This is a genomic window from Micromonospora peucetia, from assembly GCF_900091625.1.
Classification (GTDB): Bacteria; Actinomycetota; Actinomycetes; order Mycobacteriales; family Micromonosporaceae; genus Micromonospora; species Micromonospora peucetia.
In genome coordinates this window covers 5303872-5328595 of sequence record NZ_FMIC01000002.1, presented here as the reverse complement: position 1 = coordinate 5328595, position 24724 = coordinate 5303872, and the positions used below count along the sequence as shown (strand labels likewise).

Sequence of the window (24724 nt, the reverse complement as noted above, 5' to 3'; positions counted from 1 at the left end):
TCCTTCCGTGCCGGGCGTGGCGCCGCGCGCCGCGCCCGGGCGTCAGCCGGTCAGTCGTGCAGGCCGAGCAGGCGCTCGGCGTTCCCGGCGAAGATCGCGCGTAGGTGGTCGTCGGGCAGCCCCAGCTCGCGGCAGATCCGCAACTGGTCGTCGAGGTAGCGGGTGACGTAACCGCGCGGGAACCACGACGAGTCGCTGCCGAACACGATCCGGTGTGGACCGATGGTCTCGTAGCAGCGCCGGAAAAGCTCCTCCAGCGTCAGTTTGTACGGCATCCAGCGCACCCACTGGTTCGACCCGGAGGTGTCGACGTGGATGTTCGGGCAGCCCCAGGCGGCGAAGAGCAGGTCCTGCACGTGCTGGACGCCGAAGTGCGGCACCACCACGGCCAGCTCGGGGAAGCGTCGGGCCATCCGGGCCAGCTCGTCGGGGCCGCCGTAGCGGCCGTGGGACAGACCCCCGGCACTGCCGTAGTGACCGATGTGGATCAGCACCGGCACGCCGAGGCGCTGGGCGGTGGCCCACAGCGGGTCGAGGGCCTCGTCGTCGAGCGGGCCGCGCAGCAGCGGGGCGAAGAGCTTCAGCCCGTGCAGTCCGCGCTCGACGACCGCGCGCTCCAGCTCGGCGGCGGCGCCCGTCCCGTACGGGTCGTGGTGGGCGAAGCCGAGCAGCAGGTCGGGGTGGCGGTCCACCACGTCGGCGACGGTGTCGTTGCCGCCGCCGGTGACGAAGACGGCTCGGCGCACGTTGACCGCGCGCAGTTCCTCGGCCCACCGGTCCGCCTCGTCCTGCCAGCGCGGGGCGGGCGGCTCCGGGTCGGGGAAGGCCCACGCCTGCCGCCACCGGGTCGCGTACGGGGCGGAGCCGGCGGCCCGCACGGCGCGCTCGTGCTCGCCGCCGGGGTGCATCCCGGCAGCGTGCTCGCAGGCCTGGATCGTCTCGTCGGCGCCGATGCGGAAGTGCAGGTGGAAGTCGACGACGTCCAGTCCACGCTCGACGGTCACGGCGCCTCCTCGGGCTCGGGTCCGCCGGCCGGTCGGGCCGGCGCGTCGGTGGGCAGCGGGGCGGGGGCCGACAGCGGGGCGTCGGTCGGCAGCGGGGCGTCGGTCGGCGGGGCGGGCGGCGGGGCGGCCACCCAGGCTGCGACGACCTCGCGCAGCCGGGTACCGGCCAGCTGCCGGACCTGCCGACCGGCCTCCTCGCCGGCCAGCGAGATGTGCCCGGACCAGCCCTGCCACGGGTCGGGCCGGGACTCCACCAGCACGTACGGGTGGGTCACCGGCAGTTTCGGCTTCGGCGGCAGGTCGGCGACCGCGTCGAGGCGGACCGCGCCGGGGTCGAAGCCGAGCACCCCGGAGGTCTCGTACGCGCCGCCGTGGCCGCGCGCCGGCAGCGGCCCGTACAGCTCGCCGGTCTCGGCGGGGGTGACCAGCTGGAACCAGTTGACCAGCAACAGGCTCGCCGTGCGCCGTCCGGAGACCCACTCCATGGCGGCCCGGACGGTGGACATGTTGGCGTCGTGTCCGTTGACGATCAGCAGCCGGGGGAACCCGGCAGCCACGATGCCCTCGATGACGTCGGCGAGGTATCCGACCGCGATCTCGGGCCGGATCGCCACGGTGCCGGGCCACGGCCGGGTCTGGCCGGGGCAGGCGGCGTACGGCACGGCGGGGAAGAGCACCCCGCGCGGGCCCGGCCCGCCGGCCGGGGTCGCGGTGCCGTCCGGGGTGCCGCCGCCGGACGGCACCGCCCTGTCGCCGCCGATCGCGCTCTCGGCGGCGAAGCCCTCGGCGAGGATCAGGTCGGTGCCGAGCGGCAGGTGCGGGCCGTGCCACTCGACCGCGCCGACGGGCAGCACGGCGAAGTCCGCCGCCTCGGCGACCGCCGCCAACTCCCCGCCGGGGATCCGGGCGGCCGGGACCAGTCCGCCGCCAGTCGGCCAGGCCGCGCTCACGCCGTCCACTTCGCCGCCTCCCGACTGGAACGCCGGCCGCCCTCCAGGCGACCGGAGACCACCATCACCACGAAGATCAGGACCACCTGGAGCATGCCGTACGCGGCGGCGGTGCCGATCTCGAACGAGTACATCCGGTTGTTGATCTCGACGGAGATCGGCGCGGTGTCGGAGGTGTAGATGAGCACCGAGGCGACGAACTCGCCGACGCCGTGCACGAAGGCGAGCAGCGCGCCGGCCACCACACCGGGCAGCATCAGCCGCAGGGTGACCGTGCCGAACGCCCGCCACCATGATGCGCCCAGGTTGCGCGCGGCCTCCTCCAGCGACGGGTCGATCTGCGCCAGGGTCGCCGAGCTGGACCGGAACACCAGCGGCAGGAACCGGACGAAGTACGCCAGCGGCATGATCCAGAAGGTGCCGATCAGCACCTGCCCGAAGCTGAACGCGTTGCCGGTGCTGAACGCCGAGATCAGGTTGATCGCCACCACCGTGCCGGGCAGCGCCCAGGCCAGCATGACCGCCACGTCCAGCAGACCCCGGCCGCGGAAGTTCAGCCGCCGCACCGCGTACGCGATGAGCACGCCGACGACGACGCACGCGACGGTCGCGAGCAGGCTCATCTGCAGCGAGTTGAGGATCGGCTGGAACGCCGCCGGATCGGAGAAGATCGTGACGAAGTTCTGCATGGTGTACGCCGCCGGGATGACCTCGGTGGTCCACGAGCCGTCCGCCGAGAACGCGACCAGGGCGATGGTCGCCACCGGGGCGAGCAGGACGGCGGTGGCCAGGATCGACGCGGTCAGGGCGAGCCACTTGCCGAGCGGGTTGGTGATCTCGCGCCGGTGCGCGGCGACGCCCTTGGACTGGGAGCGGTAGCTGCGCCGCCCCTCGTACCAGCGCATGCCGAGCAGGAACAGCACCGAGACCACGCCGAGCACCGAGGCGTACGTGGAGGCCATCGGCAGGTCGCCGTTGGTGCGGTTGATGTAGATCTGCATGGTCATCGTCTGGTCCACACCGAACAGCAGCGGGGCGGTGTACGACGCCAGCGAGGTCATGAACACCAGCAGCGAGGCGGAGACCAACGCCGGGGTGAGCATCGGCAGCAGCACCGTGCGCCACACCCGGACCCGGCCGGCGCCCAGGTTGTACGCCGCCTCCTCCACCGACGGGTCCATCCCGGACAGCGCGGCCGAGGCGGACAGGTAGAAGTACGGGTACATGGTGAACGTGTGCACGATCAGCACTCCGGCGATGCCGCTGAACGGCAGCACCGGGTTCTCGGTGCCGAAGAGCTGTTGCAGGCCGCGCGGCAGGATGCCGGTCTCGCTGTAGAGCAGTTGGAACGAGATCGCCCCGATCAGCGGCGGCAGCGCCGCCGGTACCAGGATGATCGCCTCGATCAGCTTGCGGCCGGGGAACGAGAAGCGCTTGAGCAGGAAGGCCATCGCCACGCCGACGATCCCGCAGAGCAGCACGCTGGCGGCGGAGATGATCAGCGAGGTGACCAGGGACGACCGGGCGACCCCGCCGCCGGTGACGAAGCTGCCGTAGTTCTCCACCCCGTCCACGCCGACGCTCTCGGCGAAGGTGGCGAACATCGGCTGCACCACGTACCCGAAGAGGATCAGGGCGAGCGGGAAGACCAGGACGTACGGGAACCAGCGGGAGCCGGTGCCGCCGGAGAACCGGTCGGCGAACCGGCGGCGCGAGCCACCCGGCGGCGTCGGCTCCCCGGTGACCGGGGCGGTGGTGGCCGGGCCGGGGGTGGCGGGGATGGTGCTCACGGCCGCACCACCCACATCCGCTCCCGGTTCAGCCGCAGCCCGACCTGATCGCCGGCGGCGATCCCGGCCGGCACGTCGATCGCGGCGACCTGCACCGGCTCGCCGGCCACGTCGACCACGAGGTTGGTGGCCATGCCGGTGAACTCCACCTCGGTGACCCGGCCCGGCAGCGCGCCCGCCTCGGTGGCCGAGGTCAGCCCGAGATGCTCGGGACGGACGGACACCAGCGCGGTGTCGCCCTGGCGCAGGCCGTGCCCGGTGGGCGCGGGAGCGGTGATCTCGCCACCGGCGGGCAGCCCGACGGTGACGGACTGCTCGGCGGCGGTGAGCACCGGCAGGCTGAGCACGTTGCTGCGCCCGATGAAGCGGGCCACGAAGCTGGTGGCCGGCTGGTGGTAGATCTCCTGCGGGGCGCCGATCTGCTGCACCCGGCCGGACTCCATCACCGCGATCCGGTCCGACATGGCCATCGCCTCGGCCTGGTCGTGCGTGACGTAGATGGAGGTGGTGCCGGCCTCGCGCTGGATGCGGCGGATCTCGACCCGGGTCTCCTCGCGCAGCTTGGCGTCGAGGTTGGACAGCGGCTCGTCGAGCAGCAGGGTGCGGGGCCGGATCACCAGCGCCCGGGCCAGGGCGACGCGCTGCTGCTGGCCGCCGGAGAGCTCGTCGATGCGCCGGTCGCCGTAGCCGGCGAGGTGCACCTGCCCGAGCGCCTCCTCGACCCGCCGCCGCGACTCGACCCGGCCGACCTTGCGGATCTTCAGGCCGTACGCGACGTTCTGCGCGACGCTCATGTGCGGGAAGAGCGCGTAGTTCTGGAACACCATGCCGGTGTCGCGCTTGTTCGGCGGGCGCCGGGTGACGTCCTCGGTGCCGAACCGGATCCGGCCGGAGGTGGGGAAGTAGAACCCCGCCACCATCCGCAGGGTGGTGGTCTTGCCGCAGCCGCTCGGGCCGAGCAGCGTGAAGAACTCCCCGGCGGCGATGGTGATGTCGACGTCGTCCACGGCCGCGGTGTCGCCGCCGCGCGCGAAGCGCTTGCTCACCGACTCCAGCGTGACATCGATCATAAGGTCCTCTCCTTCAGGCGGTACCGGACCTGGTCGGTCATGGCAGGGGGGCACGGGCGCGGGGACGGTCCGTCCCCGCGCCCGGCGGTCAGCCCTTGTTCTTGATCTGGCTGTTCCAGTGGTTGATCCACTCGGTCTCGTTCTTGCCGATGACGTCCCAGTTGACGTCCAGCGGCTTGAGACCGAGCTGGGCCAGCCACTCCGGCTTCTCGGCGATGTCCACGGCCGGGATCTGGTAGTAGTCCTTGGCCAGGTCGGCGCGGAGCTTGTCGTCGAAGAGGAACTCCATGAACTTCTGCGCGCCGGTGGTGTTGCCGCCCTTGACCGCGGCAATGCCGTCGACCAGCACCGGGGCGCCGGAGGCCGGCATCACGTAGCCGAACGGCATGTTCGACTGGTTGGCCTGCAGCAGGACGTCCTGCAGGTTCCAGGCGCTGATCGTGCCCTGCTGGCGGGAGAGCTTCAGGTAGAGGTCGGTCGGGTTGGCCGCGTACGCGCCGGTGTTGGCGTCGAGCTTCTTGAGCCAGTCGTAGCCGGGCTGCGGGTTGCTGCCGTCCGGGGACTGCCGCACGATCATCGACGCGTAGATCGACCGCATCGTGCCGGACGCGGCCACGTCCCGAATGATGATCTTGTCCTTCCACTCCGGCTTCAGCAGGTCGTCCCAGTCCTTCGGGGCCTGCTCCGGGGTGAGCGCCTTGTTGTTGTACATGATGACCTCGGGAAGCAGGATCTCCCCGAACCAGCGGCCCTCGGCGTCCTTGTACTTCGGGTCCATCTTGCTGGCGAACGCCGGCTGCCAGGAGGCCAGCAGGTCCTCGCCGGCGCCGGCGGAGAGCCCCTGCTGGGTGCCGCCCCACCAGACGTCGGCCTGCGGGTTGGCCTTCTCGGCCCGGACCCGCTCCAGGATCTCCTGGGCGCCCAGGTTGAGGATCTCGACCTTGCCCTTGTACTCGGGGTACTTGGCGGTGAACTGGTCCACGACGTAGGTGGAGACCTTCTTGTCGCGGGCCGTGTAGATGGTCAGCTTCTCGGCGCTCGCGCCGCCGGCCGTGTCGTCGCCACCGCCGCCACCGCCGCCGCAGGCGGTGCCGGCGGCGAGCACGGTGGCGAGCGCACCGGCGAGGAGAAGTCGACGTCTCATGGGGTACCTCCGAGGGGTGTGGGGGGAACTACGGTGTGCGTGGTGTGTGGTCAGGGGGTCGGCAGCAGGGTGGGCATTCCGGCGGCGGCCGCGGAGAGGGCGTAGCTGACCGCCCCGTGCAGTACCGCCCGGTCGCCGAGCACCGCCCGCCGTACCTCGGTGGTGCTCGGCGCGGCGGCGGCGACCAGCGCCTGGAGCCGGTCGACGGCGGCGTCGTCGAGCTGGGCAGCCGCCCCGCTGAGCAGCACCCGCCCGGGATCGGCGACGCAGACGCAGGAGACGATCAGCCGCGACCAGGCCGCGAGCACGTCGTCCAGGTACGCGGCAGCCCGTGCGTCGGCGGCGGCCAACGCCACCAGGTCGGCGACGGGCGAGTCCGGCCGCCGCCCGGGGGCCATCGCCACCATCCGCTCGGCGATGGCGTTCTCCGACCAGCGGGCCTCGAACGGGCCGATCCCGTCGTGGCCCCGGTCGGTCGGGTCCAGGGGCAGGAAGCCGACCTCCCCGGCGGCCCCACCGGAGCCCCGCCGGACCTGCCCGTCGAGCACCAGGCCAGCGCCGATGCCGTCGGCCACGTGCAGCAGCAGCAGGTCGGCGACGTCGCTGCCCGCGCCGACGGCGTGCTCGCCGGCCGCCATCAGGTTCACGTCGTTGTCCACCACCACCGGCACCCCGAGCCGCCGTTGCACCGACTCCCCCACCGGCCGCCCCTCGACGAGGCCGACCGAGGGGGCCAGGCGGACGGCGCCGCCGGTGGAGATGCCGGGAGCGGCGATGGCCACCCCGCGCAGCGCCGGCAGCCCGTCGCCGGCGAGCTCCGGCACCGAGCGGCAGATGGTGTCGACGATGTCGCCGGCGAGCCGGACCGCGCGGTGGGCGATGACGGCGCCGTCGCTGTCGGCGATCTCGCAGCTGATCCGGGACGGCTCCAGGGAGACCGCGGCGACCAGCTCGGCCCGGGGGTTGAACTCCAACATCGCCCGTGGCCGGCCGGTACGGGAGGTCCCGGGGCCGCGCTCGATGAGGTACCCCTCGGCGATCAACTCGCGCACGAGCGGGGTGAGCGTGGCGGGGCTCAGCCCGGTGAGCTCGGTCAGCTCGGCGCGGGAGAGCACCCGCACCTGGCGGGCGGTGGAGATCACGGACAACCGCTTGATCTCCTTCGACCGCTCCCGGCTCACCGGGCTCGTTGGTGGCGTCACCACGTCAGTCACACTTCCTTCCTACGGCGAACGAACTATTGAGTCAAGTAACGAAACCGTCTCGTTACCTTGCGAGCTCCTCGATGAGCAGCAGAAACGCCCTCTCCGTGAGAGCTGCGGGGCCAGCGGACGGGCAGCCCTCACGACCGGCAGCACTCCCGTCGACGGCGAGTTAATTTCTTCCGCAAATTAAGAAAGACCTTGCAAAGCATTGACGGCCCCCGCGCCGGTCCCTAGCGTCACCGGGCGAAGGCCTTCCAGTGTGTACGGATCTCCGTTCCACTGCGTACCCCGGTGACGCCGGCGCCCCCTGTGCCGACGCCCCCTGACCGCCCTCTCACCGTCCGACCGCGACCCCACGTCGACGCCCCCGCGTCCGACGTCGCCGGCCGCTGCGCGGACTTCGCGTCCAGCGAAAGGATCTGCATGCGTCTCAAGGCGTTCCTGCTACCAACGGCGCTCGCCCTGGCCCTGTCCGGGACACCGGCCGTCGCCCTCGCCGCCCCCACCGACGCCCGGCCGACCGACACCGTCGACCTCGACGTCCTCTTCGTCAGCGCCCACCCCGACGACGAGGCCGGCAGCCTCGCCACCCTCGGCCAGTGGAAGGAGAAGCACGGCGCCAAGGCCGGCGTCGTCACCATCACCCGTGGCGAGGGCGGCGGCAACGCCGTCGGCCTGGAGGAGGGCCCGCCGCTAGGCATCATCCGGGAGCGCGAGGAGCGCACCGCGATCGGCCGCGCCGGGGTGGAGAACCTGTACAACCTCGACCGCGTCGACTTCTGGTACACCGCGTCCGCGCCCCTGTCCGAGCAGATCTGGGGACACGACGACACGCTGGGGCAGATCGTCCGGGTGATCCGGCAGACCCGGCCCGAGATCATCATGACGATGAACCCGTCGCCCACCCCCGGCAACCACGGCAACCACCAGCAGGCCGCCCGGTTCGCCGCCGAGGCGTTCCACGCCGCCGCCGACCCGAAGGCCTTCCCCGAGCAGGTCACCAAGGAGGGGCTGAAGCCGTTCCGGGCGGCCAAGTTCCTGCGTACCGGTGGCACCGGCAGCTCGTCGACCGGGCCGCAGTGCGCCACCGGCTTCGTGCCGACCGTCCCGACCGACCAGGTGTTCGGCGTCTGGGAGGGCACCCGCAGCGCTGACGGCAAGACCTGGGCCGAGGTCGAGGTCGAGGCCCGCCGGGAGTACGTCAGCCAGGGCTGGGCCGGCAGCGCCGCCGCCCCCACCGACCCCGCGAAGATCCGCTGCGACTTCTACACCCTGGTCGACAGCCGTGTTCCGTACGACCCGGCGGACACCTCCCCCGAGGCGATCCTGCGCGGTTCGGTGCTGCCCCCGGCGGCCGGCGCGCTGCCCCGAGGCAGCGAGCTCTACCTGACCGCCGACCGGTTCGACCTCGCCCCCGGCCAGACCGTCGAGGTCACCGCGCACGTACGGGCGCCGGGCAACCGGGCGCTCACCGCGCCGCGGGTCTCCCTGCGGCTGCCGCAGGGCTGGACCGCCACCGGTTCCGGCGCGCTGCGCGGCGCCGTACCGGCCGGCAAGGAGCGGACCGTCACCTTCACCGTGACCGTCCCCGCCGGCGCCGACACCAACCAGCAGCACCTCGTCGGCGCGTCCCTGACCACCGGCCAGGGCGCCGGCCGCACCGACCGCGCGGTCCGGGTGGTCGCCGACGTGCGCGGCACCCTGGAGCCGCTGCCCGAGGTGGGGCTGTTCCGCAGCTGGGCCGGCGACAGCGGCTACCCGCAGCTGGACACCCTGATCAAGCCGGTGCTCACCGTCGGCTCCGGCCAGAGCCGGTCGGTCCGGGTGGACCTGCGCAACCACGGCGAAACCGCCCAGAGCGGAACGGTCGCCCTCGGCCTGCCGGCCGGCTTCACCGCCGACGCGGCGACCAAGAGCTACGCCGACCTGGCACCGGGCGCGACCGGGGCGGTCACCTTCAACGTCACCGCCGACGCCAGCCTGCCGACCGCAAACGAGGGCGGCACGAACGGCGACTACGGGATCACCATCACCACCACCAGCGCCGCCGGCAGCACCGTCGAGACCGGTGCCCTGGAGATCGTGCCGACCAGCGAGGTCCCGCGCGCCGGGCACGACCACGCCGTCGACGGGGTGGCCTCCCCCGGCGAGTACACCGGCGAGGAACTGGACCTGTCCCGGATCTGGGAGGGGCAGGCCACCACGCCGCAGGACGCCTCGGCCACCGGCCGGATCGCCTGGACCGATGACGCGCTCCTCGTGTACGTGCAGGTGACCGACGACGTGCTCGGCAAGAAGGTGGTGCCGCAGGACTGCAAGCGGCAGCGACGCACCGACAGCGTGGAGATCATCGTGGACCCGAAGGGGAACTCGACGGACACCTCCACCGTGTTCAAGGCCGGCATCTTCCCGGTCACCGACGACCCCGCCAACGGCGACCCGCCGTGCTGGCAGCGCGACGCCGACAACCGGCAGGGGCCGGGCGCCACGACCGCCCCGGGGATGACCGTCGTCAGCAAGGTCACCGCGCCGTACACCGGGTACACCCTCGAGGCGCGGATCCCGTTCGCGGTGCTGCCCGACGCGATCGACCCGGCCCGGATGGGCTTCAACGTGCTGGTGTACGACTCGGACACCCAGGACCTCAGCTCCCAGTCCCGGCTGGGCTGGTCCACCTTCACCGGCGTCCGGGCCGACCCGTACCGCTACGGCCTGGTCACCCTGCCCGGCCTCACCCCGGCCCAGCGGCAGCCGAGCGCCCCGGTCTTCCCGGACACCTCGGCCCGCAGCGTGCACAGCCCGCAGACCATCGCGCAGTCGGCGGTGGACGGGGTTGCTCCGGCCGCCGTCGCCCGGCTGCCCGAGCGGGCGCTGAAGCTGACCGGCCAACGCAAGGTGGCCGGCGGCGTGCAGGTCACCGTCCGGGCCGACCGCGCCGGCAAGGTGTACCTGCACACCTGGGACGGCGACCGGTCGCTCGGTGAGCGCACGGTGCAGGTACGTTCCGGCAGTGCGGTGACCGTCCTGGTGCCGGCCGCCGGTGGCACGCCCAGCTCCGTCCTGGCCGCCTTCGAGGCCGGCGGTGCGGCACTCGCCCGCCAGGTCTCCGTACGCTGACCGGTAGGACATGGCCCCGCTGTCGGGCGCGCGTCGGAATCGACGCACGCCCGGCGGCGGGGCCGCCGCCGTTCCCGGCCTACAGGACGTTGCGGCCCAGTAGGACCAGCCCGAAGAGCACCCCGAACGTGACGACCACCGCCCTGAGCAGGCCGCCGGGCAGCCTGCGGAGCAGGCGTGCCCCGGCGTAGCCGCCGACGACGGTCGCCGGGGCCAGGATTCCCACTGCCGCCCAGTTGACGGTGCCGAAGAAGACGAAGAGCACGACGGCCACGAATGAGATGACTGCCGACAGCAGGTTCTTCAGGGCGACCATCCTGGTGAGCGGTTCGGGCTGCAGCAGCGCCAGGGTGGCAACCAGGACGATGCCGAACCCTGCACCGACGTAACCGCCGTAGACGCCGCCCAGGGCGATGGACGCCTGCAGGGCCGCCGGGTGTTCCCGTCCGTGCCGCAGGGCGGAGCGCCGGACCAGCCCGTCCAGTCGGTCCTGCAGGCCGAGAACGGCCGAGGCGGCGATCACCAGGAACGGCACGATCACGTCGAAGACACGGGTGGGCGTCACCAGCAGCAGCACGGACCCGGCGACGCCGCCGAGGACCGCCGCGGGCAGGACGCGCCGGGCGTCTGCCCGGGGCGGCAGGTCCCGGCGCCCGCCCACGACGCTCGCCACGTTGCCGGGAAACACGGAGACCGTGCTGGTCAGTTTGGCGGTCAGCGGTGGCACGCCGACACCCATGAGCGCCGAGAAGGCGATCAGGGATCCGCCGCCCGCGACCGCGTTGAAGGCGCCCGTGGCGACACCGGCGACGAGGAGCAGCGTTGCCTGGATGGAATCCATCAGGTCCCAGGCTAGTGGCGGTGCCGGCCGACCGGGCGATGTCCGCCGGCCGTCCCACGCGTCACAGCGGCGGTCCGACGCCGGTTCTGCCCCTGTCTCCCGGACGGCGGAGAGCCGGCGAAGTTCACCCCTTCGGGGTGAGGCGGAAGCCGCGATTCGGGGGAAATGTGGTGGCCGGTGAGGAGGTCGCGATGGCGGATGCCACCCAGGAGTTCTTCGACGGCCTCGCGCGCCGGGGACACGACCGTCGCCTGACGGCGATCGACGAGGGCAGCGTGCGCTTCGACATCAGCCGCGACGGCCGGACCGACCACTGGCTGGTCGCCATCGACAGGGGCGACATCACGGTGTCGAAACAGGCGACCGGCGGAGACGCGGTCGTCGAGGCGGACGGGGCCGTGTTCGACCGGATCGCCAGCGGCGAGGCGTACTTCCTGACCACCGTGCTGCGCGGCGAGGCCGCCGTGGCGGGCAGCCCCCGGATCTTCGCGACGGTCCGGAAACTGTTCCCGCCGCCGCCCACGTCCCGGGGGTCCCGACGTCGGGGAGGTGACCATGGATGACGACCAGGTGGGCATCCTGGACGGCACGACCTTCATGGTCTGTGACCGCGTCGGCGACATCGACGCGTCACCCGACACCCCGCTCGGACTGTTCGCCCACGACACGCGGCTGCTGTCGAAGTGGGTGCTGACGATCGACGGGGAGCGGCTGAGCACCCTCGCCATCGACGACATCCACTACTTCGAGAACCGGTTCTACCTGGTCCCCGGCCACCAGGACGTCTACGTCAACAGCACGCTCTCGGTGCGTCGGGTGCACACGCTCGCCGCCGGCCTGCACGAGGAACTGACCATCATCAACCACGACAGTCAGCCGGTCGACCTGACCGTCAGGGTCGAGGTGGACGCCGACTTCGCGGACGTCTTCGAGGTCAAGGACGCGACGGCCCGCAAGAAGGGCCGGCACTACCGGCGCGTCGACGACGGGCGCCTCATCCTCGGCTACGAGCGGGAACGGTTCAGGCGGGAGACGATCGTCTCGGCGACGACGCCGGTGGAGGTCGACGACGAGGGGTTGACGCTCACCGTCCACCTCGAACCGCACAGCCGGTGGCGGACCAGACTGACCGCCGAGCCGGACCTGCCGATGCCGAGAGGGCTGGAGCGGCTCACGATCCCGGGGCGGGTGACGGGCTCCCTCGACAAGGAACGCCGGCTCACCGGATGGCTGGCGGAGGCGCCCCGGCTGGAGTCCGGCTGGGAGCCCCTGCGCGGCGCGTACCGGCGGAGCCTGATCGACCTGGCCGCGCTGCGGTTCAGCCCCTTCCTCGCCGAGGACAGGAGCGTGCCGGCCGCCGGGCTGCCCTGGTTCATGAGCCTGTTCGGCCGGGACAGCATCCTCACCAGCCTCCAGGCGCTGCCGTTCGTGCCCGAACTCGCCGCCACCACGCTCCGGGTGCTCGCGTTCCGTCAGGGCAGTCGGGTCGACGACTTCCGGGAGGAGGAGCCCGGCCGGATCCTGCACGAGATGCGGTACGGGGAGCTGAGCGTGTTCGAGGAGACGCCGCACACCCCCTACTTCGGCAGCGCCGACGCCACTCCCCTGTTCCTGGTGCTGCTCGACGAGTACGAACGCTGGACCGGCGACACCGGGCTCGTCCGCTCCGTCGAGCAGCAGGCGCGGGCGGCGATCGACTGGATCGACGACTACGCCGACCTGACCGGCACCGGCTACATCTCCTACGAACGGCGCAACACCCGCAACGGCCTGGAGAACCAGTGCTGGAAGGACTCCTGGGACGGCATCTCGTACCACGACGGACGGCTGCCCGGCTTCCCCAGGGCGACCTGCGAATTGCAGGGTTACGCGTACGACGCGAAGATGCGCACCGCCCGGCTCGCCCGGACGGTCTGGAACGACCCGCGGTACGCGGACCGGCTGGAACGGGAGGCCGCCGACCTCAAGCGGCGCTTCAACCGCGACTTCTGGATCGCCGACGGCGGGTACATGGCCCTCGCGCTGGACGGCGACGGCCGGCAGGTGGACGCCCTGTCGTCCAACATCGGCCACCTGCTGTGGAGCGGCATCGTCGACGAGTCGAAGGCGTCCGCCCTGGTGCGGCACCTGATGTCGCCCGCCCTGTTCAGCGGCTGGGGGGTGCGTACGCTGGCCGAGGGCGCGGGCCGCTACAACCCGATCGGGTACCACAACGGAACCATCTGGCCGTTCGACAACTCGTTCATCGCCTGGGGCCTGCGCCGTTACGGATACGCCGACGAGGCGGCCCGGATCGCCGCCGGGATCCTGGACGCGGCGGTCTTCTACGACGGCCGGCTGCCCGAGGCGTTCGCCGGCTACAGCCGGGCCGAGACCAAGTATCCGGTCAACTATCCCACCGCGTGCAGCCCGCAGGCGTGGTCCGCCGGTGCCACCCTGCTGCTGTTGCGAACGATGCTCGGGCTGCGCCCGGTCGGCGAAGACCTCGTGATCAGGCCCGTCCTGCCCGCTAACCTCGACTACGTGGCGCTGCTCGACATCCCCGGGCGGTGGGGGCGCCTCGACGCGTACGGCAGAGGGCCTGCCGGCTCGGGCGGACGCGGCTACCAGCCGGCGCCACAGCAGCTCTCCGGCCCGTGACGGGAGGGACGATGCGAGAACTGGACCCGCTGCGGACCGCCGTCGTCGGCGTCCACTGGCAGCACGAGGTCGTCAGTCCCGACGGGGTGTTCGGTCCGTTCTTCGCCGAACAGGTGTCCCGACACCGCGTCGCCTCGTACGCGGCGCGGGTCGCCACGGCGGTGCGCGCCAGCGGCGGCCTCGTCGTCTACACCCGGGTCGCCCACCAACCCGGCTACCCGGCTCTCATCCCCAACGCGCCGAGCTTCGCCATGATCCAGGAGCGACAGGCCTTCCTCGAGGGCACGCCGAAGACCCGGATCATCGACGAACTCGCGCCGGAGGCCGGCGACATCGTGATCACCCACGTCCGGCTCACCGGTTTCTTCGGCAGTGAGTTGGACACCGTCCTGCGACGCAGGAACGTGGACACCGTCCTGTTCACCGGCGTCGCCACCAACCTCTCCGTCACCGGCACCCTCTTCGAGGCGGTCAACCTCGGCTACCGGCCGGTGGTCGTCTCCGACGCGTGCACCGCCGCGACCGACGAGGCGCACCGGGTGAGCCTGGAGACGTTTGGCCTGTTCGGCGAGGTGGTCACCACCGCTGAGGTCGTCGACCGCCTGTCCGGATGAGGACCCGGACAGGCGGCCACGGTCGGGGGTGGGTGCGCCCGCGACGCTAACCCCGGGTGATCTTCCCCCCGTCCAACGGGATCGGCCAGCCGTCAACGGTGGCCCGTACCTGCACGGTGTACTCACCCTTCGGCAGCTTCGTGAGCCTCGTCGTGTACCGCTCTCCCCTGCGGTCCCATTCCATCGGCTGCTCGCGGACCACCGCACCGTTGGTGTCCCGCAGCACCAGGGTCACCCCGTCATCCACCCGGACCGGGCCTCGGGTGCCGTCGAGAAACTCGACGAAGGCCACCGTGGTCCCGTTTCCGTTCAGGCCGGCGAAGGTGAACCGGCCCGTGTAGCGGATCACCGTGACCTGCCTCGACGACGCCGACGCCCCGGCGTGGTTGGTCGCCACCGCGGTGAACCGGTTGGCACCGGGGCGCAACGGCACCTCGACGGCGTACCGCCCGTCCCGGCCGGTCACCGCCGTGCCCACCGGGACACCGTTGCGCCGGATGTCGACCGTGGACCGGAACTCGGCCGAGCCGGTGAGGGTGACGGTTTCCGCCGACACCTTCGTCACCGGGGCGGTCAGCACGGGCCGCGCCGGCACCGCCTGCACCGCGTCCCCGGCCCAGGCGACCGCGTTGCGCACCAGCCGTCCGGTGTCCTCCGTCCAGCCGTGGCCGGGGCCCATCAGCGTGCTCACCGCGCCGACGCTGACCAGCAGATGCATACTCCGGGCAGTGCGGAAGTCGTACGCCACCGCGACGCCCTTGCCGGAGTTGCCCTCCGCGCCGCCGACCGACAGGTTCGCCAGGTAGGTCCCGGAGTAGCTGGCCAGATCGCTCCAGTAGCCGTCCGGGGCCACGATCGCCGCCGGGTCGGCGATGCCGGCGAACACCGGGTGCTTCCGGTCGAATCCGACCAGCCCCACGGGCCCGTTGCGGTAGCCCTGCCCGCCCACCGTGACCGCCCCGTCGCCGTACCGTTCCAGCAGCCGGATGCCGCCGTTGGCCGCACCCCAGGTGCCGGTGAAGACCAGGCTCACCTCGGCGGCGTCCGCGGCCGAGACCAGCGCGTCGAACTCCTGCTCCGTCGGGTCTCCCCCGTTGACCACGACCACCCGGTACGCCGGCAGCCTGGTCAACGTCCCCGACCAGTCGTTCGCCTCCGCGGCGACGCCCTCGCCGCGCAGGAAACCGGTCAGTGCCCCACCGACGTCACCGAGCACCGCGACGTCGGTGGGCTTCAGCCGGACCGCCACCGTGGCAGCCTGGTCGGCCACCACCGTCGCCTTGGCGGACCCCGTCAGGTGGTGCTTGGCGTCGACGACGAGCTGGTAGTCGCCGGGGATCAGGCCGGCGAGCGTGTACCGCCCGTCGGCGTCCGAGATCGCCTCACCGGCGGTCGGGCCGCTCGCCACCAGGCGGGCCCCGGCGATCGCCGTACCGTCGGTGTCGGTGACGGTGCCCGAGATGCTCCCGCGTGGCACCGGGACCATCGCCACCGGCAGCGTGAGCGTCTCACCCGTCTTCACCGTCACCGTGGCCTCGTGCCGGACGAATCCGAGCGCGCTGACCTGGACCGTGTAGGTCCCGCCCGGCATTCCGAGCCGGAACGTACCGTCCGCGCCGGTCCTGGTGGTGAGGCCGGCCTCGACGACGCGTACCTCCGCTCCGGCCAGCGGTGCTCCGTCGCCGGTCACGGTGCCGACGAGCCCACCCTGGCTCGCGTCCAGCGCCCACTTCACCGCGTTCAGGTAGATCCCCACGGCCTCCGGCGTCCACCGGTCACCGGGCCTGCCGTACGAGCCGGAGGCAAGCCCCGCGAGCAGGATCTCCACGCTGGACGGGGAGGTGAACTTGACGCCCACCCCGCCGCCGAGGTCACCGGTGTTCTCCTCACCGATGCTGGCGATGGTCTCGCCCGAGTAGCCGGAGAACCACTGCCACTGCTGCGCGTTGCCCTGCGGGTTGCGCATCAGCGGGATCGGCTTGCCGACCTCGAATCCGGCGAAGATGGGGTGCGGCGCCGACGGCGTGTAGGTGATGGCCATCCCGTCGTCGGTGAAGCCGTCGGTGACGCCGCTCGGATCATTGCGGGCCGTACGGGCCGCCCGGACGGCGCCGGAACCCCACTGTCCGGCCATGATGACGGACACCTCGGCTTCGGCCGCGGCCGTCAGGAACGCGTTCAGCTCGGCCGCGGTCGGCGACGGGGACTGTCCGTTGAGGACCACCGCGTCGACCTTGCCCAGTTCCGGGACGTGCAGGTGGATGTCGGCCCAGTTCCAGTTCCGGACGAGGTGCCCGTCGGCGGACAGCAGGGCGGCGATCTCGCCCTTGGCCGAGTCGCCGGCCACGGCCAGCACCCGGGCCGCCGCGAGTTCCACGTCGACCACGACGCGCTGTTCGGACTGGACGGTCACCGGCCGCTGCGCGATGCCGTACCCCTCGGCGTGGATCCGCAGCGAGTGGCTGCCGGTCGGTACGCCGGCGATCCGGTAGGTGCCGCCCGCCCCGGTGGCCCCGGAGAGCGGGGTGCCCTCCACGGTCACCGCCGCCCCGGCGACCGGGGCGCCCTCGGCGGTCCGCACGGTGCCCTCGATCGTGCCGCTGGCAGCGACCGGCAGCGTGATGTCCACGGTCGGGGTGTCGCCCCCGACGACGGTCACGGAGCGCTCGACGTCCTGGTGGCCGAAGGTGCCCACCCGAAGCGTCCAGGTGCCCGGCTGCAACGGCAGCGCATAGCTGCCGTCACCGGCCCGGACCGTCGCCGTCGCACCGGTCTCGACCACCGTGACGGTGCTCGCGGTCGGTTCACCCGTCGCGCTGGACCGGACCGTGCCGCGCACGGTCGCCGCCAGCGGCGGGGCGTCCAGCGCGTACCGCAGGGCGTTGTGGAACAGCAGCTCCGTCTGCGGGGTCCAGTTCTTTGCCGGCTGGTCGGCGGTGGCCGGGTAGCCGTAGGTGCTGATCGACATGGTGGAGAGCAGCACGTCCACCGAGCCGGCGGACCGGCCCCGGTAGCCGATGGTGCCACCGCGCTCGCCCTGGGCTCCGGTGACCAGGTTCGCCACCGTCACCCCGGAAAACCCGGTGAAGTAGCTGTACTCGGCGTTGTCGGCGGTCAGCGGCACCGTGGACCCGGCCGGGAACCCGGCCGTGAGGGGGTGGTCGGCGAGCACCTTCGCCTGCGTCGGGCCGTCGAGCCGGTCCTCGGCGCGGACCTGCGGGTCGCCGTCGTACCTGGTCAGGTACTTGATCGCGCCGCGGCCGTACTGGTCCAGCCAGACGACCGGCACGTCGGCCCGGACGATGGCGTCCTCGAACGCGGCCCACCCGGCGGCGCCGGGGTCAGTGCCCGAATTCGCCGCCAGGTTGGCCAGGACCAGGTCGTAGTTCCCCACCGCCGAGACGTCGGTCCAGGCCAGGTCCGCGGCCTGGTAACCCCATCCGGCCAGGTGCGCCTTCGCCCGGCCCTCGTGGTCGCCGAGCACGGCGACCTTGGGCGACGGCCGCAGCCCGAGGGCCAGGGCGGTGCCCGCGCCCTTGGTCACCACGACGTCCGGGAAGACCTGGCGTACGTGACCGGCCGCGCTGACCCGCACCGCGTACCGTCCGGCCTCCACCTCCGTCAGGCTGAACCGGCCGTCGGGGCCGGTGACCGTGGTGCGCGGCGCACCGTCCAGCTGGACCGTGGCGCCGGCCAGGGCCGCACCGGTCTGCCGGTCGGTGACCGTGCCGGTGATCGTGCCGACCTCCCCCGAGGTGAGGGCGATCTGGACGTCCTCGACCTTGCCTGCGGTCAACGTCACCTGCCGGGTGTGGGTCTGGTAGCCGAACGCCTTCACCTCGAGGGTGTAGGTGCCCGCCGGGTGCGCGAGGGAGATCCGGCCGGTGTCGCTGACCTGGGCGGCGGTGTTGGTCTCGACGATCCGGGCGCTGAGCCCGGCCACGCCCTGACCGTCGACGCCGGTGATCTCGGCGTCGTACCCCGCCAGTCTGGGCGCGGCGGCCCATCCGACGGCGTTGAGGAACACCCGCTTGCCGTCGACGCTCCAGCCGTTCGACGGGCTGGCGAGGCTGCTGGCCGACAGCCCGGAGAGCAGCAGCCGGACGCTGGTCGCCGTGCGCGGCTCGTACGAGACGCCACCGCCGAGCACACCGCTGGTGCTGGTGCCGAAGTCGGCCAGGTTGAATCCGGTATGTCCGGTGTAGTAGCCGGCCCACTCGTCGGCGACCATGATGCGCAGCGGTGTGCTGACACCGGCGAACACCGGGTGCGTCGCGTCGGTCGGGTACAGCATCGGGTACCCGTCCGTGGACTCGAACGACCGGCCGGTCGGGTTGCCAAGATGGGTACGGAGCAGCCCGGCCCCGCTGGCGGCGCTGGTCGCGCCCTCGATGAAGACACCCGACACCCCGGCCGCATCCAGCTTGCCGAGCGCGGCCAGGAACGCGGCCCTGCCCGGGTTGCTCGGGGTGTTGAACACCACCACGTCGTAGCGATCGAGCTGGTCCACCGCCTCCCAGCCGGTGGCGGTGGCCGTCAGGTGGTTGGCGTTCAGGAACGTGGTCAGCTCGGCGGCGACCGCGTCCCGGGCGTCCCCGACGACCGCGACCCGGGTCGAACGGGTCAGTTCGACGTCGGTCGTCGTCACCTGGCCGTCGACGACCACCGTGCCGGCCACCGATGCTGGGACGTAGCCGGTCGCGGTCGCCCGCAGCGAGTACGTGCCGCCGGGGACGTCGGAGATGGTGAACCGCCCGTCGGCGGCGCTGGTCGCGGACCGGTCGACGCCGGCCACGGTGACGGTGGCACCGGCGACGAGGGTGTCGCCGCTGCGCACCACACCGGTGACCGTGCCCGAACCCGAGGTGAGCAGGCTCAAATCGGTGGTGACGGTGCCGCGCTCCGTCACCCGGACCGTGACCTCGCGGGTGGTGAAGCCGGGAGCCTCGACCCGCAGGGTGTGCTCACCCGCGGGCAGCAGCACGGAGTACGAGCCGTCCGCCGCGGTGGTGGCCTTGTCCCCGGCCACGGTCACCGTGGCCGACAGCGGCGCCCCGTTCGCGTCGGTGACCCGACCGGCCGCCGTGCCGAAGGTGGCGCCCAGGGCGTACGAGACCGCGTTGTCGAAGACCGTGTACGCCGCCGGCTGCCAGCCGTTGCCCGGCCCGGCCCACGGGCTCACGCCGTTGGCTGAAAGCAGCACGTGCACGCTGTCGGGGGTCCGCGGCTGGTAGCCGATGGTTGACCCGGCGACCTCCAGCGTCCCGACGTGCAGATCCGCGACCGACCGACCGCCGTAGCCGGCGAACCAGGCGTACTCGCGGTTCTTGTCGAGCAGCGCGGTCTGCGCGCCGACCGGTAGGCCCGTGGTGAGCGGGTGCCCGGCCCGGGCGATGACGCTCACCTCGCCCTTGTCGTAGCCCGTGCCGACGGTCTGCGGATCGCCCGTGTACTGGGACAGATGCGTCAGCGAGCCGTAGGCGCCGGCCCAGGTGTCCAGGAAGATGACGCTGGTGCCGGCCGTGTCCGCGTTCGCCAGGAACCGCTTGAACACCTCCGCGCCCGGGTCGTCGTTCGCCCCGTTCGCCACCACGAGCCGGTAGTCGCCCGCCCGGTCGGCGATCGCCGCCACCGTCGTCGCCTCGACCCGGTAGCCCTTCGCCGTCAGCAGTCCGGTCAGGATGCCCTGGTAGTCCCCGGTGACCGCGATCTGGTACCGCTGCACGGTGGCGTCGGCGACGGTGCGCTCGCCGGGGGCGACCGCGACGGACTTCTGGAACGGCGCGTATCCGTTGCGGGTCACCCGCAGCTCGTAGGTGCCCGCCGCGACGGCCCCGAACTCGTACCGCCCGGAGTCGTCGGTGACCGTGGTGGGCACCGGGGTGCCGGTGAGGGCGACGGTCACTCCGGCCAGGGGTACGCCCGACTCGTCGCGCACGGTGCCGGCGAGCGAGCCGGTGCCGATCGGCTGGAGGGTGGTGTCGACGGTGACGGTACGACCGGGCCGGACCGCCACGTTCCTGCTGGTTGCGGCGTACCCGTACGCCGAGACGTCCAGCCGCCAGCTACCGGCCCGGTGGGGCAGCGTGAACACGCCGGTGGCCGGATCGGTCTGACTCGACGCACCCGTCTGCCCGATCCGCGCGGTGGCGGCCAGCCTGGCCCCGTCGGGACCGGTTACCGTGCCGGTGATGGTGCCCGGCGCCTCGAACATCGAGAGCTGCCCGTTGCGGGCGGCGACGACCAGCTTGCCGTCGGCGAACGCCGGGGCGGCAAGCACGTTGTCCGACACCGTCGCTTCCCAGCGCAGTTTCCCGGTGTAGGCGTCCAGCGCCCAGGCCCGGCGGTCCAGCTGCGATCCGCCGATGACGACGCCGTCCGCGAGCACCATCGCGCTGCTCACCGCCGAGCCGGCCCCGGTGATCCACCGCCGGGCGCCGCTGGTCCGGTCGTACGCCGCGACCGCCGACCTGCTGTGCGATCCGGCGATGACCAGGTCGCCGTGGACGTTCGGGGCGCTGCCGGAGGCGTCGCCGTGCCCGCTGGCCTCCCAGCGCACGGCACCGGTGCTCGCGTCGACGGCGAGCAGGCTGCCCGCGCCCGTGTCGAAGTTGCTGGTGCCCACGTAGAGCACACCGTCGGCGTGGGTCGGCATCGCGGCGAACGAGTCGGCGTTGCGGGTCAGGGCCCACTTCTCCGCGCCGGTGGCGGCGTCCAGCGCGACCAGCCGACGCGCGTCGAAGCTGCCGGCGAAGACGGTGCCGTTCGCGACCGTCGGGGCGAAGTAGATCTGCCCGCCGATGAACGAGCGCCAGCGCAACGCGCCGGTCTGCGCGTCCAGGGCGTACACCCAGCCGCCGTTGCCCTCGCCCCAACCGGTGCCGAAGTAGACGGTGTCACCGACGACCGTCGGCGTGGTGTAGGTCAGCCGATCCCCGGTCGGGTACGTCCAGACCGGCGCTCCGGTGCCCGCGTCGAGCGCGTAGAACACCTGGTTGTCGCCGCCGCCGACGTACACCTTGCCGCCGGCGACCGCCGGGGTGCCGCGCATCGCGCCGCCGCCCCTGAACCGCCACAGCTCGACGCCGTTGCTGACGGCACGGGAGTGCAGTTGGCCGTCCTCGGTGACCAGGAAGATCCGCTCGCCGGCCAGCACCGGCGAGCTGAACACGGCCTGCCCGCCCGGCAGGTCGACCTGCCAGCGCCGGGTCAGCGCCTCGGGCGTCAGCGGCTCGGCCGACTGCCCGGTGCGCCGCGGGTTGTTCTGGTACTCCCGCCACTCGGGCGCCGAGTCCACGTTCAGCGGGGTCAACGAGAAGTCGATCGTGGTGCCGCCGGAGATGGTCTTCTCGGCCGACTGCCGCGCGTAGCCGGTCAGCTGCGCCGACATCGGGTACGTCCCGGCCGCGATCCGCGCCGCGAACCGTCCGTCGGGGCCCGTGTAGACGGGCGCCACCGGCGTACCGCCGAACCTGATCTCCGCGTCGGCGAGCGGCGGGCCGTCGGCGGCACGCACGGTGCCGGAGACGTCGTGTACGGCCGCGGCGGCGAGGGTCACGTCCAGCTTGTGCTGACCGTCCGCGGTCACGGTGACCCGCGATTCCCGCGGCACCGAGCCGTAGTCGGCGAACCGGACGGTCCACGTGCCGGCCTTGACCCGCAGGTCGTAGAAGCCGGTCACCGGGTCGGCGGTGGTGCTCACGCCCAGTTCGGAAATGCTGACGGTGGCACCGAGCGGGCCCTGGGGGCCGCGGATCGTGCCGCTGACGGTGCCGCTGAAGCGGGCCGCGACGACCGCCGCGCGCGCGTCGGCGATACCGACGCCGTAGTCGTTGTTGGGCAACCTGCCCATGTGCGGTTCGGTCCGCGCCGTGGAGGTCAGCAGCTCGCGGATGGCGTCCACGGACAGGCCCGGCTTGGCCGAGAGCAGCAGCGCGATGACGCCGGTGACGTGCGGCGTGGCCATGCTGGTGCCGCTGATGGTGTGGTAACCGTCCGGATCCAGCGCCCGCGGCCAGGTCGAGTAGATGTCCTGGCCGGGCGCGCTCACCTGGGGCTTGACGTGCGCGACGCCGTCCCAGGTGGCCGACCCGCGGCTGCTGAACGAGGCGATCTGGTCGTTGATGTCGGTGGCGCCGACCGCGAACGTCTGCGGGAAGCTCGCGGGCGAGCCGACGGTCAGTGGACCGGGTCCATTGTTACCGGCGGCGAAGTTCGGGAAGATGCCGGCCGCCACCCAGGCGTTGACGTCCTCCCAGAACTCGGTGGCGTAGGTGTCGTCCGAGCCCCACGAGTTGTTCACCACGTCGGGTGCCTTGCTCGGATCGCCGCCCGGGGCGAGCATCCACTCGAACCCGGCGTGGATGCCCGATGTGCTGGCCCGGCCGGCGTCGTTGAAGATCTTGACGGCGATCCACTCGGCACCGGGAGCCACGCCGGTCACGTCGCCCGGTGGGGCGCCGACGATGGTGCCGGCCACGTGCGTACCGTGCCCACCACCGTCGGCCGGCGTCGGATAGTTCTCGCCGGTGGCGGCGAACCAGCTGTGCGCGTGGTCGCCGTCGCGACCCCGGTAGCTGCCGGCCAGCGCCGGGTGTCCACCGTCGACCCCGCCGTCCATGATCCCGACGACCACGCCCTCACCGGTGAAGCCGTGGTCGGCCCACACGTCGGTGGCGCGTACCTTCTCCAGGCCCCAGGTCGGCAGGCGCGGCGCACCCGGCGTCGTCTCCGGCAGCGTGTACTGCTCGTCCAGCGCGACGCTCTCCACCTCGGGACTCGCGGCGAGTTGCTCCAGCGCGGACGCCGGCACGGACGCCGAGAAGCCGTTGAACACCCAGTACGGCCGCACCCTGGTCGCGCCGGCACGTGCCAGCAGGTTGCGAACCCCACCCTGGGTCGTGGCCGCCTTGGCCTGCAACGCCTTGACGACGGTCCGGCCGCGCGACTCCGCCTCGCCGGACGCGGCGACCGCGTCGCGTGCCTGATGGGCCACCGTGGACAGGTTCACCTGATCGCGCAGCCGGATGATGACGCCGACCCTGCCGTTGCCGTCGGCGGCGGCCTCGGTCACCTCCGGGGCGACCTTCGGGCGCTGCGGTTTCTCGCCGACCAGCGCGGCGGCCGGCCCGGTTCTGGTGCCGATCGCAGCCGTGGCCTGTTGCCCGGCCGGGATGCCGTCCCGCAACGAGACCCGGCCGTCCGTCGAGGCGCTGCTCGGCGCCGCGGCGGCCACATCGGGGACGCCGAGTGCTCCCCACACCATCGCCACGATCAGAACATGAGCGAGCTTGCTACGCAGCGCCACCGCGTGCCTCCTGCTGCCAGACACCTACGCGTATCTATTGATCTATCGAGCAATCCTGATCCGTCGAGCCGGCATTTGTCTACACCGATTGGCACCAGGCATGAAAGTTGCTTACAGCAACACGCGGCCACGCCGATGCGGAACGGAGAGCGACCACGAACCGCCGCCCTCGGAAGCACGGGCCGGAACACGCCACGCGGGCCTCGTCCACGAGGTTCCGACCTGATCATGGACGGTGTCTCCACCGAGCCGGGCGTCGTGGAACGCCACGCTCACCGTGGCCGCCCGCAAGGGCGGCAAGTACATCATCACCGGGCGCAAGGCGTTCGGCGCGGACTCGTTCAGCGTCGCGGTCCGGTCGCCGACCCCGACGGCGGGTGGCGGCACGCCGAGGCCCGGGAGGGGCCGATCGGGGGCGGCAACCCGTTCACGGAGCAGGGTCCGCCCCGTCGGACACGTAGAGGCAGAACGGGTGCCCGGCCGGATCCAGCATCACCCGGACATCGTCCTGGGGCTGGTGTCCGGCCTTTCGTGCGCCGAGGTCGAGCGCATGCGCGACGGCTGCGGCGAGGTCGGTGACCTCGAAGTCGAGATGCACCATCATCTGTTGCCGGCCCTCGGCCGGCGGCCACACCGGCGGCACATATCCGACGGCGGTCTGGAAGCCCAGATAGGCCACGCCGTCGGGCGGCGCAATGGTGGCCCAGCCCGGTTCCTCCCTCGTGGTCTCCCAGCCGAGCAACTCTGTGTAGAACCGTGCCAGCGCCACCGCGTCGGGTGCGTCCAGCACCGCACCCCAGTAGTCGCGACGGGACTCTCGTGGTGAGCCCGCGCCCTCCAGTCGTCCGTCCATGGGCCCATCCTGCCAGCCCATGAGCCTCCCACGAGCCCCCCTCGCTCGCAGGCACCGCACACCGCTGCCCCGTGAACGAGCGTGGGCGGCCGGCCGCCTCCACCCACAGGTGTCCGTGTCCGGGCTGACTGCTGTCGGCAGCGCACCCGGCGCCGGCACCGGCCTGGACCAGGTGTCACGACGCGCCCT

13 protein-coding genes are annotated in these 24724 nt (G+C 72.4%); 4 read left to right on the top strand and 9 right to left on the bottom strand.

Translation table 11 applies throughout. The features are described 5' to 3' along the window. Positions 1-50: 50 nt before the first annotated feature. From GA0070608_RS24010 to GA0070608_RS23985, 6 genes are all read right to left on the bottom strand, one after another. Complete coding sequence (locus GA0070608_RS24010) at positions 51-1004, bottom strand: amidohydrolase family protein (RefSeq protein ID WP_218107571.1); 954 nt, start codon at positions 1002-1004, stop codon at positions 51-53. Beyond that, entirely contained in the window at positions 1001-1954 is a 954-nt protein-coding gene (locus GA0070608_RS24005; RefSeq protein ID WP_245715909.1) for a creatininase family protein, read from the bottom strand. The genes GA0070608_RS24010 and GA0070608_RS24005 overlap by 4 nt, the downstream gene beginning before the upstream one ends. After that, positions 1951-3744: an ABC transporter permease gene (locus GA0070608_RS24000; protein ID WP_245715908.1), complete on the bottom strand. Its 1794-nt coding sequence runs from the start codon at positions 3742-3744 to the stop codon at positions 1951-1953. Before GA0070608_RS24000 ends, GA0070608_RS24005 begins: the two co-directional genes overlap by 4 nt. Then, entirely contained in the window at positions 3741-4814 is a 1074-nt protein-coding gene (locus tag GA0070608_RS23995; RefSeq protein ID WP_091630745.1) for an ABC transporter ATP-binding protein, read from the bottom strand. The genes GA0070608_RS24000 and GA0070608_RS23995 overlap by 4 nt, the downstream gene beginning before the upstream one ends. Positions 4815-4902: 88 nt before the next feature. Next, a complete protein-coding gene (locus GA0070608_RS23990) occupies positions 4903-5958 on the bottom strand; it encodes an extracellular solute-binding protein (RefSeq protein ID WP_091630744.1) in 1056 nt (351 codons plus the stop codon). Between the two features lie 50 nt (positions 5959-6008). Beyond that, positions 6009-7172 carry an ROK family protein gene (locus GA0070608_RS23985; protein WP_091630743.1) on the bottom strand — a complete coding sequence of 388 codons (1164 nt, stop codon included), beginning with the start codon at positions 7170-7172 and terminating at the stop codon, positions 6009-6011. A 414-nt stretch (positions 7173-7586) separates the two neighbouring features. On the opposite strand from GA0070608_RS23985, the gene GA0070608_RS23980 reads away from it, so the two are divergent. Continuing rightward, positions 7587-10280 carry a sugar-binding protein gene (locus GA0070608_RS23980; RefSeq protein ID WP_091630742.1) on the top strand — a complete coding sequence of 898 codons (2694 nt, stop codon included), beginning with the start codon at positions 7587-7589 and terminating at the stop codon, positions 10278-10280. Between the two features lie 79 nt (positions 10281-10359). Here GA0070608_RS23980 and GA0070608_RS23975 read toward each other — a convergent pair whose 3' ends face one another. After that, positions 10360-11121 carry a sulfite exporter TauE/SafE family protein gene (locus GA0070608_RS23975; protein ID WP_091630741.1) on the bottom strand — a complete coding sequence of 254 codons (762 nt, stop codon included), beginning with the start codon at positions 11119-11121 and terminating at the stop codon, positions 10360-10362. Between the two features lie 191 nt (positions 11122-11312). Between GA0070608_RS23975 and GA0070608_RS23970 the strand changes: the two genes are divergently transcribed. The 3 genes from GA0070608_RS23970 to GA0070608_RS23960 are packed head-to-tail and all read left to right on the top strand — an operon-like array spanning position 11313 to position 14375. Next, positions 11313-11684 (top strand): sterol-binding protein, encoded by a 372-nt coding sequence (locus GA0070608_RS23970; RefSeq protein ID WP_141719540.1) that lies wholly within the window; start codon positions 11313-11315, stop codon positions 11682-11684. Continuing rightward, positions 11677-13761, top strand: a complete 2085-nt coding sequence (locus tag GA0070608_RS23965; protein WP_091630739.1) for an amylo-alpha-1,6-glucosidase — start codon at positions 11677-11679, stop codon at positions 13759-13761. The genes GA0070608_RS23970 and GA0070608_RS23965 overlap by 8 nt, the downstream gene beginning before the upstream one ends. An 11-nt stretch (positions 13762-13772) precedes the next feature. After that, entirely contained in the window at positions 13773-14375 is a 603-nt protein-coding gene (locus GA0070608_RS23960; RefSeq protein ID WP_091630738.1) for a cysteine hydrolase family protein, read from the top strand. Positions 14376-14421: 46 nt separating this feature from the next. Here GA0070608_RS23960 and GA0070608_RS23955 read toward each other — a convergent pair whose 3' ends face one another. Continuing rightward, entirely contained in the window at positions 14422-23682 is a 9261-nt protein-coding gene (locus GA0070608_RS23955) for a carboxypeptidase regulatory-like domain-containing protein (RefSeq protein ID WP_091630737.1), read from the bottom strand. 427 nt (positions 23683-24109) lie between these two features. Beyond that, positions 24110-24535 (bottom strand): VOC family protein, encoded by a 426-nt coding sequence (locus GA0070608_RS23945; protein WP_091630735.1) that lies wholly within the window; start codon positions 24533-24535, stop codon positions 24110-24112. Between the last annotated feature and the right edge of the window lie 189 nt (positions 24536-24724).

Excerpts from the sequence above, each read along its gene's own strand:
- GA0070608_RS23990 (WP_091630744.1), bottom strand. The coding sequence starts at position 5,958 with ATGAGACGTCGACTTCTCCTCGCCGGTGCGCTCGCCACCGTGCTCGCC.
- GA0070608_RS23960 (WP_091630738.1), top strand. The coding sequence starts at position 13,773 with ATGCGAGAACTGGACCCGCTGCGGACCGCCGTCGTCGGCGTCCACTGG.
- GA0070608_RS23995 (WP_091630745.1), bottom strand. The coding sequence starts at position 4,814 with ATGATCGATGTCACGCTGGAGTCGGTGAGCAAGCGCTTCGCGCGCGGC.
- GA0070608_RS23945 (WP_091630735.1), bottom strand. The coding sequence starts at position 24,535 with ATGGACGGACGACTGGAGGGCGCGGGCTCACCACGAGAGTCCCGTCGC.
- GA0070608_RS23980 (WP_091630742.1), top strand. The coding sequence starts at position 7,587 with ATGCGTCTCAAGGCGTTCCTGCTACCAACGGCGCTCGCCCTGGCCCTG.
- GA0070608_RS23970 (WP_141719540.1), top strand. The coding sequence starts at position 11,313 with ATGGCGGATGCCACCCAGGAGTTCTTCGACGGCCTCGCGCGCCGGGGA.
- GA0070608_RS23975 (WP_091630741.1), bottom strand. The coding sequence starts at position 11,121 with ATGGATTCCATCCAGGCAACGCTGCTCCTCGTCGCCGGTGTCGCCACG.
- GA0070608_RS23965 (WP_091630739.1), top strand. The coding sequence starts at position 11,677 with ATGGATGACGACCAGGTGGGCATCCTGGACGGCACGACCTTCATGGTC.